The 16,556-nt window shown below is 68.8% G+C and carries 17 protein-coding genes and 1 pseudogene; 13 read left to right on the forward strand and 5 right to left on the reverse strand.

Annotated elements, in window-relative coordinates; translation table 11 throughout:
• Window positions 1-16 precede the first annotated feature (16 nt).
• From ABEA24_RS28800 to ABEA24_RS28820, 5 genes are read left to right on the forward strand one after another with little or no spacing between them, the layout of a single operon-like run.
• Window positions 17-1,441, forward strand: coding sequence for a sensor histidine kinase (locus ABEA24_RS28800; RefSeq protein WP_345434280.1), 1,425 nt, complete (start codon window positions 17-19; stop codon window positions 1,439-1,441).
• Window positions 1,442-1,476: 35 nt separating this feature from the next.
• Window positions 1,477-2,004 carry a hypothetical protein gene (locus ABEA24_RS28805; protein WP_345434281.1) on the forward strand — a complete coding sequence of 176 codons (528 nt, stop codon included), beginning with the start codon at window positions 1,477-1,479 and terminating at the stop codon, window positions 2,002-2,004.
• A gap of 2 nt (window positions 2,005-2,006) precedes the next feature.
• The gene (locus ABEA24_RS28810; RefSeq protein WP_345434282.1) at window positions 2,007-3,131 is read left to right on the forward strand and encodes a peptidoglycan-binding protein; all 1,125 of its coding nucleotides are present in this window, start codon (window positions 2,007-2,009) and stop codon (window positions 3,129-3,131) included.
• Window positions 3,128-3,799, forward strand: a complete 672-nt coding sequence (locus ABEA24_RS28815) for an ABC transporter ATP-binding protein (protein WP_345434283.1) — start codon at window positions 3,128-3,130, stop codon at window positions 3,797-3,799. The genes ABEA24_RS28810 and ABEA24_RS28815 overlap by 4 nt, the downstream gene beginning before the upstream one ends.
• A complete protein-coding gene (locus tag ABEA24_RS28820) occupies window positions 3,796-4,980 on the forward strand; it encodes an ABC transporter permease (protein WP_345434284.1) in 1,185 nt (394 codons plus the stop codon). The genes ABEA24_RS28815 and ABEA24_RS28820 overlap by 4 nt, the downstream gene beginning before the upstream one ends.
• 133 nt (window positions 4,981-5,113) lie before the next feature.
• Here ABEA24_RS28820 and ABEA24_RS28825 read toward each other — a convergent pair whose 3' ends face one another.
• A complete protein-coding gene (locus ABEA24_RS28825) occupies window positions 5,114-5,737 on the reverse strand; it encodes an MBL fold metallo-hydrolase (RefSeq protein ID WP_345434285.1) in 624 nt (207 codons plus the stop codon).
• Between the two features lie 9 nt (window positions 5,738-5,746).
• Here ABEA24_RS28825 and ABEA24_RS28830 point away from each other — a divergent pair, with 9 nt between their 5' ends.
• Together ABEA24_RS28830 and ABEA24_RS53720 are read left to right on the forward strand one after the other, a co-directional pair.
• Window positions 5,747-6,244, forward strand: a complete 498-nt coding sequence (locus ABEA24_RS28830) for a TetR/AcrR family transcriptional regulator (RefSeq protein WP_345434286.1) — start codon at window positions 5,747-5,749, stop codon at window positions 6,242-6,244.
• A gap of 378 nt (window positions 6,245-6,622) precedes the next feature.
• Window positions 6,623-6,766, forward strand: a complete 144-nt coding sequence (locus ABEA24_RS53720; protein ID WP_425551243.1) for a hypothetical protein — start codon at window positions 6,623-6,625, stop codon at window positions 6,764-6,766.
• Between the two features lie 474 nt (window positions 6,767-7,240).
• On the opposite strand, the gene ABEA24_RS28840 is transcribed toward ABEA24_RS53720, so the two are convergent.
• Window positions 7,241-8,230 (reverse strand): AraC-like ligand-binding domain-containing protein, encoded by a 990-nt coding sequence (locus ABEA24_RS28840; protein WP_345434288.1) that lies wholly within the window; start codon window positions 8,228-8,230, stop codon window positions 7,241-7,243.
• A 77-nt stretch (window positions 8,231-8,307) separates the two neighbouring features.
• The gene (locus ABEA24_RS28845) at window positions 8,308-8,556 is read right to left on the reverse strand and encodes a hypothetical protein (protein WP_345434289.1); all 249 of its coding nucleotides are present in this window, start codon (window positions 8,554-8,556) and stop codon (window positions 8,308-8,310) included.
• A 286-nt stretch (window positions 8,557-8,842) separates the two neighbouring features.
• On the opposite strand from ABEA24_RS28845, the gene ABEA24_RS28850 reads away from it, so the two are divergent.
• From ABEA24_RS28850 to ABEA24_RS28860, 3 genes are all read left to right on the forward strand, one after another.
• Window positions 8,843-9,682 (forward strand): peptidoglycan-binding domain-containing protein, encoded by an 840-nt coding sequence (locus ABEA24_RS28850; protein WP_345434290.1) that lies wholly within the window; start codon window positions 8,843-8,845, stop codon window positions 9,680-9,682.
• A 41-nt stretch (window positions 9,683-9,723) separates the two neighbouring features.
• Window positions 9,724-10,560, forward strand: coding sequence for a peptidase inhibitor family I36 protein (locus ABEA24_RS28855; RefSeq protein ID WP_345434291.1), 837 nt, complete (start codon window positions 9,724-9,726; stop codon window positions 10,558-10,560).
• 150 nt (window positions 10,561-10,710) lie between these two features.
• Window positions 10,711-11,664 (forward strand): peptidase inhibitor family I36 protein, encoded by a 954-nt coding sequence (locus ABEA24_RS28860; RefSeq protein ID WP_345434292.1) that lies wholly within the window; start codon window positions 10,711-10,713, stop codon window positions 11,662-11,664.
• 274 nt (window positions 11,665-11,938) lie between these two features.
• Here ABEA24_RS28860 and ABEA24_RS28865 read toward each other — a convergent pair whose 3' ends face one another.
• Window positions 11,939-12,472: a hypothetical protein gene (locus tag ABEA24_RS28865; protein ID WP_345434293.1), complete on the reverse strand. Its 534-nt coding sequence runs from the start codon at window positions 12,470-12,472 to the stop codon at window positions 11,939-11,941.
• 239 nt (window positions 12,473-12,711) lie between these two features.
• Between ABEA24_RS28865 and ABEA24_RS28870 the strand changes: the two genes are divergently transcribed.
• The 3 genes from ABEA24_RS28870 (at window position 12,712) to ABEA24_RS28880 (ending at window position 16,317) form a co-directional block, all read left to right on the forward strand.
• A complete protein-coding gene (locus ABEA24_RS28870) occupies window positions 12,712-13,905 on the forward strand; it encodes a sensor histidine kinase (protein ID WP_345434294.1) in 1,194 nt (397 codons plus the stop codon).
• A complete protein-coding gene (locus tag ABEA24_RS28875; RefSeq protein ID WP_345434295.1) occupies window positions 13,902-14,585 on the forward strand; it encodes a response regulator transcription factor in 684 nt (227 codons plus the stop codon). The genes ABEA24_RS28870 and ABEA24_RS28875 overlap by 4 nt, the downstream gene beginning before the upstream one ends.
• Before the next feature lie 1,000 nt (window positions 14,586-15,585).
• Entirely contained in the window at window positions 15,586-16,317 is a 732-nt protein-coding gene (locus ABEA24_RS28880) for a S1 family peptidase (protein ID WP_345434296.1), read from the forward strand.
• Window positions 16,318-16,362: 45 nt separating this feature from the next.
• On the opposite strand, the pseudogene ABEA24_RS28885 reads toward ABEA24_RS28880, so the two are convergent.
• Window positions 16,363-16,476, reverse strand: a pseudogene (locus ABEA24_RS28885) (SDR family oxidoreductase); the annotation flags it as partial.
• Window positions 16,477-16,556: the final 80 nt, after the last annotated feature.

Genomic DNA, 16,556 nt, shown 5'->3' on the forward strand with positions numbered 1-16,556 from the left:
AGGCGACCATGGGGGCATGTCGCTACGGTTGCGCATCCTCGCCGGACTCGTCGGCCTGCTCGTCCTCGGCCTCGCCGCCTTCGGCGTGGGCATCAACAGGCTGATGACGGGTGACCTGGAGAGACAGCTCGACCAGCAGCTGGTGGCGGTGGCGGGCACCGTACGGCAGGTCCTCGCCACCGACAAGGACCAGCACGATCTGGACCGGATCTTCGACCTCGCGCTTCCCCAGAAGGCGGATGCCGACATCCCGCGGGGCTCTGACACGGCGCTCTTCCCACCCGGTCTGGTCATCGAGGTCCGCAGCCAGAACGGCACCCTGCTCGACCGCCAGTTCGCTGCGAAGATGAGGATGGAGTACCCGGACTTCTCACCCGGGCGGCCCGGCGACGCCCCGAATGAGCCGGTCCCCGCCTCGACGGGCCAGGGCGACTACCGGGCGCTGACGGTGACCATGGACGAGGGTGACACCCCGGTGCTGGTGACCCTGGCGATCCCGACCGCCCCGGTCGACGGGGTCCTACGAGAGCTCACCGTCATCGAGCTCGTCCTCGGCGTGATCATCGTAGTGATCGGAGCCGGGCTCGCGCTGGTCATGGCGCGGGTCACCGCGCGCCCGCTCGCCCGGATCGCGGCCACCGCCGACGCCATCTCCGGCGGCGACCTCACCCGGCGGGTGCCCGACAAGAACCCCAGGACCGAGGTGGGCCGGGTCGGGCTGGCGCTGAACGCCATGCTCGGCGAGATCCAGCGGTACGTCGACCGGCTCGTTGCGTCCGAGCAGCGGATGCGGCGGCTCCTCGGCGACGCCTCACACGAACTGTCCACGCCGCTCACCTCCATCCGCGGGTACGCCGAGCTGTTCCGCAGCGGAGCCCAGGACAGGCCGGAGGACCTGGCCCGGGCGATGAGCCGGATCGAGGCCGAGGCGGCCCGGATGACCGGGTTGGTGGAGGAACTGCTGCTGCTCGCCGAACTGGACGAGGGCCGCCCGCTGCGCCTGACGCGGGTCGATCTCGCGACGATCGCCGCCGACGCGGTGGACGACGCCCGGCTCGCGGCTCCGGACCGGACCATCGAGTTGGAGGCCACCGCGGGCCTGTACGTCCGCGGAGAGGAGAACCGGCTCCGGCAGGTCGCCGCGAATCTGCTGTCCAATGCCTGCCGGCACACCCCGCCGGGCACGCCGATCATGGTCACCGCGGCGCCGGGCGTCCTCGAGGTGGCGGACGAAGGGCCGGGCATGGACGCCGAGCGTGCCGCGCACATCTTCGACCGCTTCTACGGCGACGGCTCCGGGCTGGGTCTGGCGATCGTCGCCTCGATCGTGGCAGCCCACGGCGGCACGGTCCAGGTCACCAGTGCGCCCGGCGAGGGCGCGACGTTCCGGATCGAGCTGCCGCCCCTTCAGGAGTCTGACCGGATTCTGACCGGAAGCTGAGCCCGTCCCGAGCCCCGCACCCGAGGCTCACCGGCATGCGAATCCTGTATCTCGCCACCGCCGCCCTCCTGGTGACCGGCGGGGCCACCGCCTGCGGCTCGGGCGCCTCCGGCGGCTCCAGGCCGGCGGTGTCCAGCTCTCCGACGCTCGGCACGGCCGCCAAGGAGGCCAAGGCCCGCCAGTTCGTCGACTGCGCCCGCAAGAACGGCATCCCCAACGTCGCCGACCCCAAGGTGAACGCCGACGGCGACGTCGACATCAGCCCGCCGCCCGGCCTCACGAAGCAGAGCCCGATCGTCCAGAAGGTCATGAAGATCTGCGGCAAGTACCTGGACGGCGTCTTCACTCACGAGAACAAGGACTCCAGCGCGGAATACGACAAGGCGCTCAAGATGGCCGCCTGCGTCCGGCAGCACGGCGTGCCGAACTTCCCCGACCCGTCCCCGGCGCCCTCGGGCGGAGGGGCGAAGTTCGACGTCAGTAAGAACCTGGACAGGGAAGCCGTTGACAAGGCGATGCGAGCCTGCGGCGTCACGCCCCGGCCCAAGCCGAACGGGCGGTAGCCATGAGGCACCTCGGAATTTCGCTCAGCGCCGTCGGAGGCATCGCCCTACTGGTCGGCGGCGGTCTGTGGGCGGCCGCCGGCAAGCCCACCGCGACCGCCGCCCCCAGGCCGTCCGCGGGCACCACGACCGCCGCTGTCACCCGTACCGAACTCGTCGAGACCGACCAGGAGCAGGGCACGCTCGGCTTCGACGGGGCCCGCACCCTCCAGTCGTCGGCGTCCGGCGTCCTCACCGCCGAGCCCGCCGAAGGCACCACCGTCACTCGTGATCAGAAGCTGTACGGCGTCGGCCTGCACCCGGTCCGGCTCTTCTACGGCACCGTGCCGCTGTCGCGCACCCTCGCCGTGGGCGTCTCCGGCGGCAAGGACGTCAAGCAGCTGGAGAGCAACCTGCGCACCCTCGGGTACGACCCGTACCACGACATGACCATCGACGATCACTTCTCCGCCGCGACCCAGGCCGCCGTCATGCGCTGGCAGAAGGCGCACGGAAAGACCAGGACCGGCCAGGTCACCCTGGCCGACCTGGTGTTCCTGCCGAGCGCGGTCCGGATCGGCACCCAGCACGCCAAGCCCGGTGACCGGATCGCGGCGGGCGCCCAGCTCATCGACATCACCGGCACCACCCGCATCGCCACCGTGCACCTGCCCCCGGACAGCGACCTCGCGCACGCCGGGGACAAGGTCACCGTCGAACTGCCGGACGGCAGCAGTACGCCCGGCGTCATCGCTCAGGTCAGCACCACCGCCACCAGCAGCAGCGGTTCCTCCGGCGCGCAGAGCAGCGGCGACAACAACGGCAACTCGAGCTCGAACTCCGGCAACGACGCCACCATCGCGGTGACCGTCCGGCTCACCAAACCCAAGGCCACCGGCGGCCTGGACCAGGCCCCGGTCACCGTCGACTTCACCCGCCGGCGCGCCAAGAACGTCCTCGCCGTACCGGTCACCGCGCTCGTCACCCTCTCCACCGGCGGGTACGCCGTGGATGTCGCCAACGGCGGAACCGTACAGCGAGTCGCGGTCAAGACCGGCATGTTCGCCACCAACGGCGCGGGCACCGGCCAGGTGGAGATCTCCGGCCCGGGCATCACCGAGGGCCGCCGGGTGGTGATCCCGCAGTGAGTCCGGTCATCGAGCTCCGTGACGTACGCAAGACCTATCCGGGGCCGGTCGAGGTCCTGCACGGCATCGATCTGACCATCGAACGCGACGAGCAGGTGGCGATCCTCGGCCCGTCCGGCTCCGGCAAGTCAACACTGCTCAACCTCATCGGCATCCTCGACCGCCCGACCTCCGGCACGCTCGTCGTCAACGGTCAGGACACCGCCGCATTGACCGACCGGCGGCTCGCCGGGCTGCGCGCCGCCGCCATCGGTTTCGTCTTCCAGCAGTTCTTCCTGCTCGACTACCGCACCGCGCTGGACAACGTCGCCGACGGCCTCCTCTACACCGCCACCCCTCTGCGCGAACGCCGCCGCCGGGCCGCCGAGGTCCTGGACCGGGTGGGCCTCGGCGACCGGCTCGGGCACCGCCCGGCCCAGCTGTCCGGCGGCGAACGCCAACGTGTCGCCATCGCCCGCGCCCTCGTCGGCCGGCCCGCCCTCGTACTGGCCGACGAGCCCACCGGCGCCCTCGACACCGCCAACGGCGTCGCCGTCCTCAAACTCCTCAGCGAGCTACACGACGACGGCACCACTCTCATCGTCATCACCCACGACCCCAGCGTCGCCGCCGCCATGGACCGTGAGGTCCACATCCGCGACGGCCGCATCCACCCGGAGCCGACATGAGATCCAGCCGCCTCGCCGCCGCCGATCTGGTCCGCGTCTCGCTCCTCGGCATCGGCGCCCGTAAACTCCGGGCCGCCCTCTCCGTCCTCGGCATCGCGATCGGCATCGCCGCCATCGTCTGCGTCCTGGGCATCTCCCAGTCCAGCGCGGCAGGCCTCCAGCACGAGCTCGACCGGCTCGGCACCAACCTGCTCACCGTCCAGCCCGGCCAGAGCCTCACCGGCGACCAGTCCACCCTCCCGCTGTCCGCCGAACAGACCCTCACCAACGCCCCGTACGTCCAGCAGGTGTCCGGCATCGCCCCGGTCTCCGGCACCGTCCTGCGCAACAAGCACATCGGCTCCATCATCACCGGCGGCATCGGCATCAAGGCGGCCCGTCCCAACCTGCCCTCCGTCCTGCGCGGCCAGGTCGCCCAGGGTGTCTTCCTCAACGCCGCCACCGGCAACTATCCCGTCACCGTCCTCGGCGCGGTGGCCGCCCAGCGCCTCGGCATCACCACCCTGCGCCCCGACACCGCGGTCTCGCTCGGCGGCAAGACCTTCACGGTCGTCGGCATCCTCGCCCCCATCGAGCTGGCCCCCGACATCGACCGCTCCGCCCTCATCGGCTTCGCCGAAGCCGAGCGGGCCTTCCGCATCGACGGCTCGGCCGCCACCATCTACCTGCGCACTGACCCCGAACACGTCGGAGAGGCCGCCAAGACCCTCGCCGCCGCCACCAATCCCGCCCACCCCGACCTGGTCAGCACCAGCCAGCCCTCGGCCGCGCTCAGCGCCCGGCTCGCCGCCAAGAAGACCTTCAACAGCCTCTTCCTCGGCCTCGGCGCCGTCGCCGTCCTGGTCGGCGCGATCGGCATCGCCAACGTCATGGTCATCTCGGTGCTCGAACGCCGCAGTGAGATCGGCCTGCGCCGCGCCCTCGGGGCGACCCGCCGGCACATCGCCGGCCAGTTCATCGGCGAATCCCTCGCCCTCGCGCTCCTCGGCGGTCTCGCCGGCTGCGCCCTCGGCACCCTCGTCACCGTCGGCTATGCCCGGTACGAACACTGGGAGGCCACCATCCCGGCCACGGCCCTGCCCCTCGGCCTGGCCGGCGCCCTCCTCATCGGCACCATCGCCGGCCTCTACCCGGCCGCCCGCGCTGCCCGCCTTTCCCCCACCCAGGCCCTGGCCAGATGACCCCGGCCACGTCCTGTGCCAGCCGAGGATCGGCCTGGGCGAGAAGGTCGACCGCAAGCGAGTCGAACGCCTCCAGGGCGGAGGCGGCGGCGATGGTGGTCGCCGCCTCCTCCGCGTGTGGCTGGGCTGACGGTCAGAGCCAGCCGCCGGCGATGAACTGGACCGGGTCTTCTCCGGGGTTCTCGCGGATGCCGTACACGGCCTGGGCCGTCGCCCACAGGACCGTGCGTCCGAGCTGGTCGGGGTAGCGTTCGACCATCGCGTTGAAGTAGTCGACGGCGGTCTTCTGGGTGCGGAACAGTTCCTCGGCGACGTCGAGGTATTCGCGCGTCTCGGCGATGGTGCGTGCCGCGTCGTCGTCGAGGTCGGAGTTCTGGTGGCCGGCCACGATGGAGCGGGCGCCCAGCGACTCGACCCGGTCGATCGCCTGCCGCCAGTGGTCGAGGCCCGCGAGCGAGGTCTCGCTGAGATAGGGGTGGGCGCTGTTGTAGATGACGTCGCCGGCGACGACGAGTCCGAGATCGGGAACGTGCAGGACGCTGGAGGCGTCGGTGTCGGTGTACCCGGCCTCGACGATGACGAGGTCTTTGCCTTCGAGGGTGAACCGGTTGTCCGGCACCGTCACCGCGGTCACCGGGGACGCCGGAATGCCCGGGTAGACCTTGTCCCAGACGAACGGCCGCGCGGCGACGTTGGCAGAGCGCGTGAGCGCATCCTGCAGGCGGCGGAGGAGCTCTTCTACACGCGTGGCATCCACGCCACCGGGGTGGCGGCACTCATGGAGGCTGCGCACGTCTCGCCTCGGACCTTCTATGTGCACTTCCCGACCAAGAACGCGCTGGTGGAGGAGTATCTCCGCCGGTTCGAGTCAGAGAAGCCGCTCGCCGCTGAAGCAGTGCTGGAGCGCGGCGACCTGACCCCGGTTCAGCGATTGTTGGCGATCTTCGACCCCATGGAGAGCGACTCGCCGGCGCCCTTCCGCGGCTGCCCCTTCCATAACGCCGTCGTCGAAGGTGCCGGAGAGCTCCCGGAAGTCGCCCTTCTCGCGCAGCGCCACAAGCAGGCCTTCCGCGATCGTCTGGTGGCCACAGCCGCCGAGGCCGGAGCAGCCCACCCGGAGAGCCTCGGCAGGCAACTCGCCGTGATCTTCGAGGGCGCCAACGCGCTGGCAGCCTCCTGCAACGACACGGACGCGTTCACCGATGCCCGGCAAGCCGCCAGGACGCTCCTGGACGTAGCCTTCGCGACCGAGCCCAGAGAGTGAATGTCTCGACGACAACAACGTAGGGATCAGTTGGCACTCGATGGACCGCCACCGGTCTCACCGGCGCGTTGTCAGTCGCTACGCTCCACGCTGGTCACGACGGCGGAGCGCAGTCTGCGCCGACCTGGAGTGCAGCCGGTAGCGCCGGGCAACCCCGTCAATGCCTCGTTAATGTTGGACGCGGGGCCGTGAAGGCTCCGCTCACACCCATCTGGCCTGACCTATTCGCCTCTAACGTCGATGTTGTGAACGCGACAAGACTCATGGTCGTACCGGTACGAACCGGATCGGGGACGCTCTGTTTGCGGTTTAGACCGGCCACCGACCAGGGAACGCTTCGGGGTCGGCCGCACCGCCAAAGCTCGTCTGGTCGAGTTCATGGGAGCCGATCAGCCATGGATACATCTGAAGGAACGAGCGGTGAAGGCGATGCTGGCGCCGCTCGGCGTGGCTCTGAGGCAGGCAGACCCGGGCCTGATCGCTGCGATGCGGTCGGCGGGCTGCGGGTCGAGTTCCGGCTGATCGGATTTGTCCGTGTCCTGCTTCGTGGTCTTCACTGTGGGCGAGCTTGTGAAAATTTTCACGAGTGGCCCATGGTGATTACCATCGCGCCATCACCCGCACGCTGGGCGGTAGCAGCCGCCCTCGGCTACCTGGCGTTGCTACCGATCGCCGGCCGGGCGGCGATCGAGTTCGACGCGGCGCTGACGCAACCACTCTCCGCCGCCAGCGCCGACCACGCCTCCGAACCGGCCGAACGGCTTGCCGTCATCACCGGCGACGGGCTTGGCATCACAGATCCGCCCCGCCCTGCCCGGCTTCGGACACTGCCGACTCTTGACCCATCTCGGCGCGCGCGGTGGTCACAAGCCCGATGACGCACGGGGCTGCGTCCACGGACGTTTCCGCCTCGGCCTCGTTTTTGATCGTCAGTTCACAGGTCTTGACGATCCGTCCACGCCGGGATCGAACCTCGGGAGAAGAGCGTTCGTGGCCTCATTCGGCTGCCGCGCCGGACGGTGCGAGCATGTGGCAGCGGTAGTCCTTGGGCGGGAGGTCGTAGACGGAGCGGAAGGCCCGGGTAAAGGTGCTGTGATCGTTGAATCCCCAGCGAGCCGCGATCTGATGGACGGGAGTGAACCGCAGCGCGGGATCGGCGAGGTCGCGGCGGGCTCGTTCGAGGCGCTGTCGGCGGATCCAAGCCGAGACAGTGGTGCTGCGCTGCTCGAACAGCCGGTGCAGGTAAGAGACCGAGATGTGATGGGCGGAGGCGATGGACCGCGGCGTCAGCTCCGGATCACGCAGGTGCCGTTGGACGAACGCTTCGATGCGCACTAGGAGGCCGTGCTGGCCGGAGTCGTCCGGGGTCGCGGCGCCGTCGTCGAGATAGTGGGCAAGCGACGCGGTCATCAGGTCGACGGCGATACCGGCCAGCCGGGGAACGTCTATCGCCCGATAGGAAGCGGAGTCCGCGATCAGGCGGGTGAGGAACTGCGTGAGCAGTGCGCCGACACCGTCCTGTCCGGAGAGGGACACCGCAAGAATGTTGTCGAGCTGACGACTTGGCAATGGCAGGAGCGCCTGGGGCACTTGCACTCGCACTAGCGACGCCGTCCCGCCGTCGCCGACGATTCGTGCCTGAAAAGGATGCCGGCTGTCGTACAGCGCGAAGTCCTGCGTGCCCAGCACGGCTTCACGGCCGAGCTGGCTCACCACGAGCCGTCCATGCAGTGGGAGCAGCACACAATACAGATCTGGGTCGCACTCGCGAATCAGCCGAGGTGTCTGCCGCACTTCAGATGGCGAGCAGGTCAGCTCCACCACGTTGATGTCCGCCAGGTCCAGCGCCCGCGCGACGGCGTGGAAGTTCGCCGATTCCGAATGGCGAAACTGCAGCGGGTGTGCGCTGTTGAGCTGCAGCTCATCGAAGGCGGCAAAGCGGTCCTGCGGCGGAAGGTCGTCGCTGTGGAAGGCCGTTCTGATCATGAGTGTTCGGACTCCGTACGGGACCGTATGGTTCCACGAACGCGCCACCTAACACCGGCTGTACGCCCTCTACCGGCTCACCGCCGTTCCTCGGCGATCCCTGCGTACGCGGAGAGCACCTCGACGGTCACCGTCCGGTGGCCATGACCTTCATGCTCTGCCGGCCCTTCGCCCGCACGAACGTCTTTGCGGAACATGCAAGCCGTGCTCGCCGCCCTGTTCCTGAGGGTCGGCGCGATGAAGAAGGTCCATGACAGGACAGGGCGAACCGTTTCGATCCACGCCATCGCCGCCAGCTGGGGCTTCCCTCGCGCCGCCGACTTCACCCGCGCCTTCCGTACCGCCTACGGCGCCCCACCCAGGGACCACCGGCTTGAGGTGCTGAGCCGCCAAGTGGACGTATTGCCAAGAAGAGTGGACACACCGCCAAGGACATAAAGGCAATCCTTCGGCAAGGTGGAAGGCGTCGGGCTCGCCCGAGATTAATGGCTCCATTCGCCATAGGTGATAGAGCGTTCCAGCTCCATACAAGAGGCCTGACCTGCAATTTCTGAATGGAACGCCCAGTGATCTTTGCCTTGGGCGTCGCCGCCGCCTGCAACCAGGAGAACAATGAAGCTGACCTCATCCGCCGCTGCCCTCGCGGCGGCCGTCCTGCTCGCCTCCCTGCCCGGAGCCGCTGAGGCGACGGCACAGACGACCAGCGGCAAGGCCCTTCCGAGCGTGAACATGGAAGCCCTTGTCAAGGCGGCTCAGATCGACCCGCGGCGGTCCGACACCAAGCTGACCCCGGGCGCCAAGGCCAGTGTGCTTCTCGTCGAGCGGGCGCTGCGCGACCGGCACCTGCTCGACAAGAAGTGGGTGGACGGATACTTCGGCACCACCACGGTCGCCGCCTACGCGAAATACCAGAAGTCGCTCGGCTACAAGGGCCTCCAGGCCAGCGGCCTGCCGGGCAAAACGTCGCTCGTCAAGCTCGGAGCCGGACGCTTCAAGGTCACCCACATCATCACCCCGGGTGCCCGAGTGCACATCGGCAAGTACGTCATCAACACTCGCACGCGCAGCATGCTGAACGAGGCACAGCGGCTGCTCGGCCGCAAACTCGTGCTGGACCAGGGCTCCTACAACCCCGGCGGCGACCCCACCTCCGCGGGCACCCACGACGGCGGCGGCGTCATCGACGTCAACGTCAAAGGGATGAGCTCCGCCACCCGCACCGCGGTCGCCCGCGCCCTGCGCCGTGTCGGCTTCGCCGCATGGGTGCGCAACCCAAAACAAGGCAACTGGCCCTGGCACATCCACGCCACCGCCATCAACGACACCGACCTGTCCTCCCAGGCCCAAAACCAGATCGGTGACTACTACCTCGGCCGCAACGGCCTCGCCAACCGCGGCCCCGACGACGGACCGAAGGTCACCATCCGCACCTGGGAGGAGTACAAGCGCTGACCCACCCGAATCCCAGGCTCCACAAAAAGAAGGAGAACAATATGAGAACCCTCAACAAGATCCTCACCGTGGCGACCGCCGTAGCGGCGCTCGGCGGGTCGGTGCTCGCCACCGCATCCCCCGCCTCGGCGGCGAGCCGCAACGGCAAGTGTGAAAGTGGCGAGTTCTGCCTCTACTTCAACAGCGGCAACAAGGGCTCGGTCTCGGACTTCACCGGCTCGGTGGCCGACTACGGTACCAAGCAGCCTTCATGTTTCGATTTCAAGGGCTCGGGCGCCGGTAAGGGCAAGTGCGTCAAGAACAGCGCCGCCTCGGTCTGGAACCGTAGTAGCAAGACCGTCCGGGTCTACTTCAACAGCAATTACGGCGGCAGGTATCAGGATTTCAAGGCGGGCGCCAAGGGCAACCTGAACTCCGGCCTGAAAAACCAGAACGCCTCACACGAATTCGCCCCCGGCAGCACGTCGAAGTGCTCGACCGCCGGCCTGGGTGACCGGCGAACGTGCGCCCAGGCGGTCGCGTGGGCCAAGTCGCACATAACACACACGTACCACAGCGACTACGCCAACCGCTGTGACCACGTGGTGGGCCTGGCGTACGGCTTCTCGGCGTCCGGCTCGACCAGCGCCTACCGCCACTGGCTCGCCGTGCCGTCCCGCTACAAGCACCCGGGCAGCACCAACGTCCCCGCGGGCGGGCTGGCCTTCTTCTCCGGCGGCTACGGCCACGTGATGATCTCGATCGGCGGCGGCAAGTTCGTCTCCAACGACATCGGAGGCAAGGGCACCCTCACCGTCACCACCATCGGCGCCATCAAGAGCAAGTGGGGCAAGCCCTACCTCGGCTGGACCCAGCCCTGGTTCCAGGCCAACCACTGACCGATGGCGCGGTCCCCGGCACACCTACCGGCCAGGTGCCGGGGCCGGCACCGCCAGAAAGGCGGAGAACCCCGATGAAAACGGTCAAGAGAATCCTCCCGGCGATGACGCTTGGCGGAGCGATCGTCGCCACAGAAGAGAAGGACAACAGTGTCGATACGAGCTGGACGGCTGTTCTCGCGGTTCGCCGCGACGACCGCCGCTGCCGTGGTGGCGATCAGCGGGACGGTCCTCGTCAGCGAATCGCCCGCCTTGGCGGCGAGCCGCAACGGCAAGTGTGAAAGCGGCGAGTTCTGCCTCTACTTCAACAGCGGCAACAAGGGCTCGGTCTCGGACTTCACCGGCTCGGTGGCCGACTACGGTACCAAGCAGCCTTCATGTTTCGATTTCAAGGGCTCGGGCGCCGGTAAGGGCAAGTGCGTCAAGAACAGCGCCGCCTCGGTCTGGAACCGCAGCAGCAAGACCGTCCGGGTCTACTTCAACAGCAATTACGGCGGCAGGTATCAGGATTTCAAGTCGGGTGCCAAAGGCAACCTGAACTCCGGCCTGAAAAACCAGAACGCCTCGCATCGGTTCCTGAGTTCCACGCCGCCGACCGGGTGCAAGACCGACGGTACGAACAGCAAACTGCCCACGACGATCCTCGTGTACCGGGTGTCCCTCGGGCGCGTGGACCGGGTGGCGTTCAAGACCTACGTCAAGAACGTCCTGCCCAACGAGTGGGTGTCGAGCTGGCCGAGGGAGTCTCTCCGGGCCGGAGCGATGGCCGTCAAGAGCTTCGGCTGGTACTGGGCGTTGCACTCGGCGAGCAAGACGCCGTCGGGCCAGTGCTTCGACGTCACCGACAACACGGCGAGCCAGGTGTACAAGCCCGGCTCCGCGAAGGCGTCGACGAACGCCGCGGTGGACGCGACGTGGAGCACCCGGATGACCCGCAGCGGGAAGATCCTGCAGGCCCAGTACTGCTCCACCACGACGGCGTGCAGCGGTTGGGTCAACGGGAACTGGATGTCGCAGTACGGCTCTCGCGACAAGGCCAGAGCGGGCTGGAGCTACTCCAGGATCCTTAAGAACTACTACCGGGGGATCGCCCTCAACTCCTGACAGAGATGATGTAGGCGAGCACCTCCCGACGGGGCCTAACGGAAGCCACCGGGTCGGCCGACGCCGGCCGACCCGGTGTCTGGTGGCCACTGGTGGGTGAGCACTCCTGGCGCCTGGACCGATCGTGAGTCCTGAAGTCAGACCGTGCCCCCGCCGACCGGCCGGGAGATGTGACCGCTGATAAGGGCCTGGACATGACGGCGCCCCGGCGGCCTGGGGGCCGTCGGGGCGGTTGTCTGTTCGGGGGTGGGGTTGCGGGTCGGGGTTGCTGTCACTAGTGGGAGGCCATTGGGATGGTCGGCCGGGGCGCCCGCTGCGGAGTGACGCGCCGTGCCTTGGCGGCCAGGGTTCCGGTGCGGGCCAGCAGCATCGCCAGGGACAGGAAGATCAGGCCGTCGGTGAGAGCGCCGACGGTGATGTGGTTCGTCATCCCCCACTGGACGAGCTGCCTGCTGAAGACGTGGGTGGATCCGTAAGCGAAGTAGATGCGGCCGCCGACGACTGCGATCCAGATCAGCGCGTACGGCAGGCCGGCCCGCGAGGTGACCTTCCCCGTCCGGTCGTCGTGGGAGACGCGCATCGCTCCGGCGGCGAGTACACCCAGGGCCAGGCCCGCCGCCCCGAGGGCGACCTCGAGCACCAGGCCGTTGCCGGAGGTGGCGGCGCCCTTGAGGAAGAAGGGGACGATGACGGCCGCGGCGATGAACGGGCGGACCAGCCGCAGCGCGGTGACCTTGCGGTGGCCGAGGTCGGAGATCAGCACCATGAAGAGGATGACGAGGTTGGGGATCAAGACGCTGGCGTCCACGGGAGCTCCTTGGTGAGCGGGCGGTGTGGTGCGGGTTGGCCGGTCTGTGTGGTGCGCTTACATGGACAACGCTAGGTAGCGACCCCCTCCCGAGGCGTCTGCCCGGGGGTGGACACCGGGTGGAGGCCGGGTAGAGACCGTCGCGTATACCCGGAGTCCACCGCCCGCATCGCCCGCTACCTCCCGGGCAGGTCCGTATGCCCGAGGCGGACGGGGAAGGGGACGGATACGTTGATTGCGTGCTTCGCTCTCTCACCGCGCGCGGGGGTCCCACAGCCATCACGGGCTCGAGCGTGCCCCCGGTGCTGAATGTCGTACGGACGCTCGTCCTCGTGGTGGTGCTTTTAACGGTCCCCCTCGCGCATCCGCGGTTGGGAGCAGGCGGCAGTGGCAAGGCTCTCGCCGTCGCACTGGTCGTCACCGCCGTCAGCTACGTCGGCTGGTTGGTGCTCGCCCGGCGCAGCGAGCGCCTGACGGTCGTGGCGCTGGCCGTGTTGGGAACGGCCGGCGGCGTACTCGCCGGGGTGTCTCCGCTCAGTACGGCCGTCGCGGTCGGCTGCGTGGTGACCTCGGCCGCGGGCATCACGCTGAGCACCGAGGCATCGCTGGCCATCACCGCGGAGACCGTGGCGGCGTTCCTCGTCGCGGGCCTGGTGACCCGGGCGCCGACCGAGACGCTGCTCGGCTACCCGCTCACGTTCATCGGCCTGTGGGCATTCGGCCTGACCCGCCACGCCTACCTGCTCAGGGCCGTACAGGCCGAGCACACGCTCGCCGAGGCCCGCCGCGCACACGAGGCCGAGACCCACGCCGCCGCGCTCGCCGAACGGGCCAGGATCGCCAGGGAAATCCATGACGTACTCGCCCACTCGCTCGCGACGGTGTCGGTGAACCTGCAGGCGGCCGAGGGACTGCTGGGCGCACTGCCCCCCGGACCTCCCGAGCTCGCCAAGGCGATCGAGTGCATCGGCCGCGCCGGTGTCTTCACCAGAGAAGGACTGGCGGACGCCCGTCGGGCGATCCTGGCGCTGCGCGATGACGCCGCGCCGCTGCCGGACCAGCTTTCGGCGCTGGCCGAGGAGTTCCAGGCCGACGGTGACGTGCCCGTCGACTTCACCGTCACCGGGCCGCCGCGTCCGGTCACCGCGGAGGTCGGCCTGGCCGCCTACCGGACCATGCAAGAGGCGCTGACCAACGCACGCAAGCACGCACCAGGGCAGCCGGTCGGATGTTCCCTCGAGTTCACTCCGACGGAGGTCGTGGTCCGGATCGTCAACCCGCTCCCGGCAGAGACCGGCGCCGGGCCACTCGCGGCCGCGGGCGCCGGATACGGGCTCACCGGGCTGCGGGAACGTGCCGCACTGGGCGGGGGCACACTAACGGCGGGGCCGGTCGAGGAGGAGTGGCAGGTATGCCTGAGGATTCCGGCGTGAGCTCTGAGAATTCCGGTGATGCGGTCAGCGTCATCGTCGCCGACGACCAGTCCGCGGTGCGCGAGGGCCTGGCGGCGCTGCTCAGTACGCTGCCCGGCATCGTTGTGGCGGGTCAGGCGGCGGACGGCGACGCCGCGGTGGAGCTTGTCGCGGCGGTGAGCCCGCAGGTCGCGCTCATGGACCTGAACATGCCCGGCTGCGACGGCGTGGCCGCGACGCGCCGCATCACCGCCGACCATCCGGGCACCCGCGTCGTCATCCTCACCACCTACGCCGATGACGAATCCATCATCGGCGCCCTCCAGGCCGGAGCCCTCGGTTACCTGACCAAGGACGCGACGAGGACCGAAATCGGCCGAGCCGTACTGGCCGCCGCGGCCGGTCAGGCGATCCTCGACCCCGGAGTCCAGAAGCGCCTCCTGTCAGCCGCGACCCGCGCAATCGACCCCCCAACCCCACCCGCAACCCCAGACGAGGGAGATCTCACCCCCCGTGAGGCCGAGGTCCTCCGTCTTATCGCAGCAGGCCAGTCCAACCGCGAGATCGCCCGAACCCTCTTCGTCAGCGAGGGAACAGTCAAAACCCACGTGAACCGCATCTTCGCCAAAACCGGCTCCCGCGACCGCGCCCAAGCCACCCGCTACGCCTTCACCCACGGCTACACCGACCCCGTCCCCTGAACCCCCACAGGACCCCGCCTCCAACACGGTGCGGAAGGGCCGCCATCACCTCCCGCCGTCGAGGGCACCTGGTTCCGGCCGGGATCCTGGCCGGGATCACGCCTGCCGCGATGTAGATCGCGGCACGTAGCCGACGAGCGCCCGTTGGACCAGACGTTCCGGCGCGCACGCGCATGCTCAACCAAGATCGACATCGGTTCAAGATCAACTGGTGTTAGCGTGGATTCGTTCGTACGGCGGCGCGCGCCGCCCATCCCCGAAGGACGATCTCATGCGACAGAAAGCCGCACGATTCGGCGCGACGCTGGCGGTGGCAGGCGCCCTCGCCGCCGGCACCCTCTCCGCCGCTACCCCCGCCGGCGCCTCAACCACGGGCTGGGTCGGGAAGGGGGCCTACCGGACCCTTCAAGGCTGCCTTGACGGGGCAACCGCCATCCTCACGGCGGGGCCGTACACGCAGTACGACTGCCGTTGGGACAGCCCGTACTGGGAGCTCTGGGTGAAATAGCGGCCGCGGGAACGGTCAGTCGTTCCGCCGACCACCACGGCCGCCAGTGGATCGTCGAACGCGTCATCGACCACTGGACCCACCCTGACCGGGGCAGCCAGGGACAGGAAGATCGGCTACGGCATGAGGCCGAGCGGTTCACGGTCCGCTGCCCTACCGCTCCCACCAGGCCGGCCGCGTCGACGTCGCCGTTCGCGGCTTCTTCCCCGCACCTTGTCAACCGGGCCCGAGCGGTGGCCGCGTTCGTGAACGTGGCCACCGTGTCGTCCCGGTCGGGTGCCGTGCGTGTCCGCAGCAGGCGCTAACGGCGGCGGGAGTCGGTTGCCTGCTCGGTGGGGGTGCCGCAGGCGCATCCGGCGGTGGTGGCGCTCTTGCCGAGGGTGTCGGCGCCGGCCGGCGGAGGACGAACTACGCGTAATCGGAAACTTTTTGATCTGACGGCGTATCTACACCACCGGTAAGGCCACGCCCCGAGAAGAGGAGCCGTTCCGGATGGTGCGTCGCGTTCGTGTGCTGTTGGTGTCCGCGTTGTTGCTGGTGACGGGCTCGGTGATGGTGTCCGGGCCGGCCTCGGCCGTCATCGGCGGGTCAAAGAGCACTTACGGCCCATGGGCGGTGCGCATGCTCGTCGACGGCAAACCGGTGTGCACCGGGACGGCGGTCACGAAGCAGTGGGTCATCAGCGCCTCGCACTGCTTCTTCGAGCAGGGGCAGGCGGTCGCCGACAAGCGGATCTCGTTCCGGGTCGGCAACCTCGACATGCGTAAGGGCACCACTGTCCGCCCGGTGGGCAAGCGGGCGGGGAACTCGCGCGCTGACATGATGCTCATCAAGGTCTCGCCGATGAAGATCCGCCCGGTGCGGCTGGCCAAGGCCCATGTCCACCCCGGTGAGATCGTGCGGCAGTACGGGTGGGGCGCCACCTGCACCAAGGATGAGAACACCTGCCAGTCGCCCGTGCTCAAGCAGTCGAAGCTGCGGGTCGTACGGTCGGACGCCCGCCGCTGCGAGGGCTACGCCGAACCGGGCGGCACGGACTTCTGCATGGAGAAGGTGTCCGGGATTCCCGCCGGCGGCGACTCTGGAGCCCCGGTGATGAGCATCGGCGCACACGGCAAGGAGACCCTGCTCGGCGTCTTCTACGGCTCCGACCGAGAGAAGATGGCCGGGGCCGGGGAGATCGCCCAGCAACTCGCCTGGATCCACAAAGTCACGAAGCGATAGGGCAGAGCGCAACCCCCGAGGCCGGTCCCCGCGCGGGGACCGGCCTCAGCGCATGGTCGATCCGCCGTCGATGCTGAGCACCTGGCCGGTGACCCATTCGGCGTCGTCCGAGAGCAGGTAGGCGACCGCGGCGGCCACGTCGCCGGGGTCGCCGAGCCTGGGGCTGATTCCTTCTCCGCACCATGTCAACCGCGTGCGTGCCGGGCTGAGGCGTCGGCTGGACCGAAGTCATCGCTTGA

It is taken from the genome of Actinoallomurus vinaceus (assembly GCF_039542055.1).
Classification (GTDB): domain Bacteria; phylum Actinomycetota; class Actinomycetes; order Streptosporangiales; family Streptosporangiaceae; genus Actinoallomurus; species Actinoallomurus vinaceus.

Excerpts from the sequence above, each read along its gene's own strand:
- ABEA24_RS28855 (WP_345434291.1), top strand. The coding sequence starts at position 9,724 with ATGAGAACCCTCAACAAGATCCTCACCGTGGCGACCGCCGTAGCGGCG.
- ABEA24_RS28810 (WP_345434282.1), top strand. The coding sequence starts at position 2,007 with ATGAGGCACCTCGGAATTTCGCTCAGCGCCGTCGGAGGCATCGCCCTA.
- ABEA24_RS28880 (WP_345434296.1), top strand. The coding sequence starts at position 15,586 with ATGGTGCGTCGCGTTCGTGTGCTGTTGGTGTCCGCGTTGTTGCTGGTG.
- ABEA24_RS28850 (WP_345434290.1), top strand. The coding sequence starts at position 8,843 with ATGAAGCTGACCTCATCCGCCGCTGCCCTCGCGGCGGCCGTCCTGCTC.
- ABEA24_RS28820 (WP_345434284.1), top strand. The coding sequence starts at position 3,796 with ATGAGATCCAGCCGCCTCGCCGCCGCCGATCTGGTCCGCGTCTCGCTC.
- ABEA24_RS28800 (WP_345434280.1), top strand. The coding sequence starts at position 17 with ATGTCGCTACGGTTGCGCATCCTCGCCGGACTCGTCGGCCTGCTCGTC.
- ABEA24_RS28805 (WP_345434281.1), top strand. The coding sequence starts at position 1,477 with ATGCGAATCCTGTATCTCGCCACCGCCGCCCTCCTGGTGACCGGCGGG.
- ABEA24_RS28840 (WP_345434288.1), bottom strand. The coding sequence starts at position 8,230 with ATGATCAGAACGGCCTTCCACAGCGACGACCTTCCGCCGCAGGACCGC.
- ABEA24_RS53720 (WP_425551243.1), top strand. The coding sequence starts at position 6,623 with ATGGGAGCCGATCAGCCATGGATACATCTGAAGGAACGAGCGGTGAAG.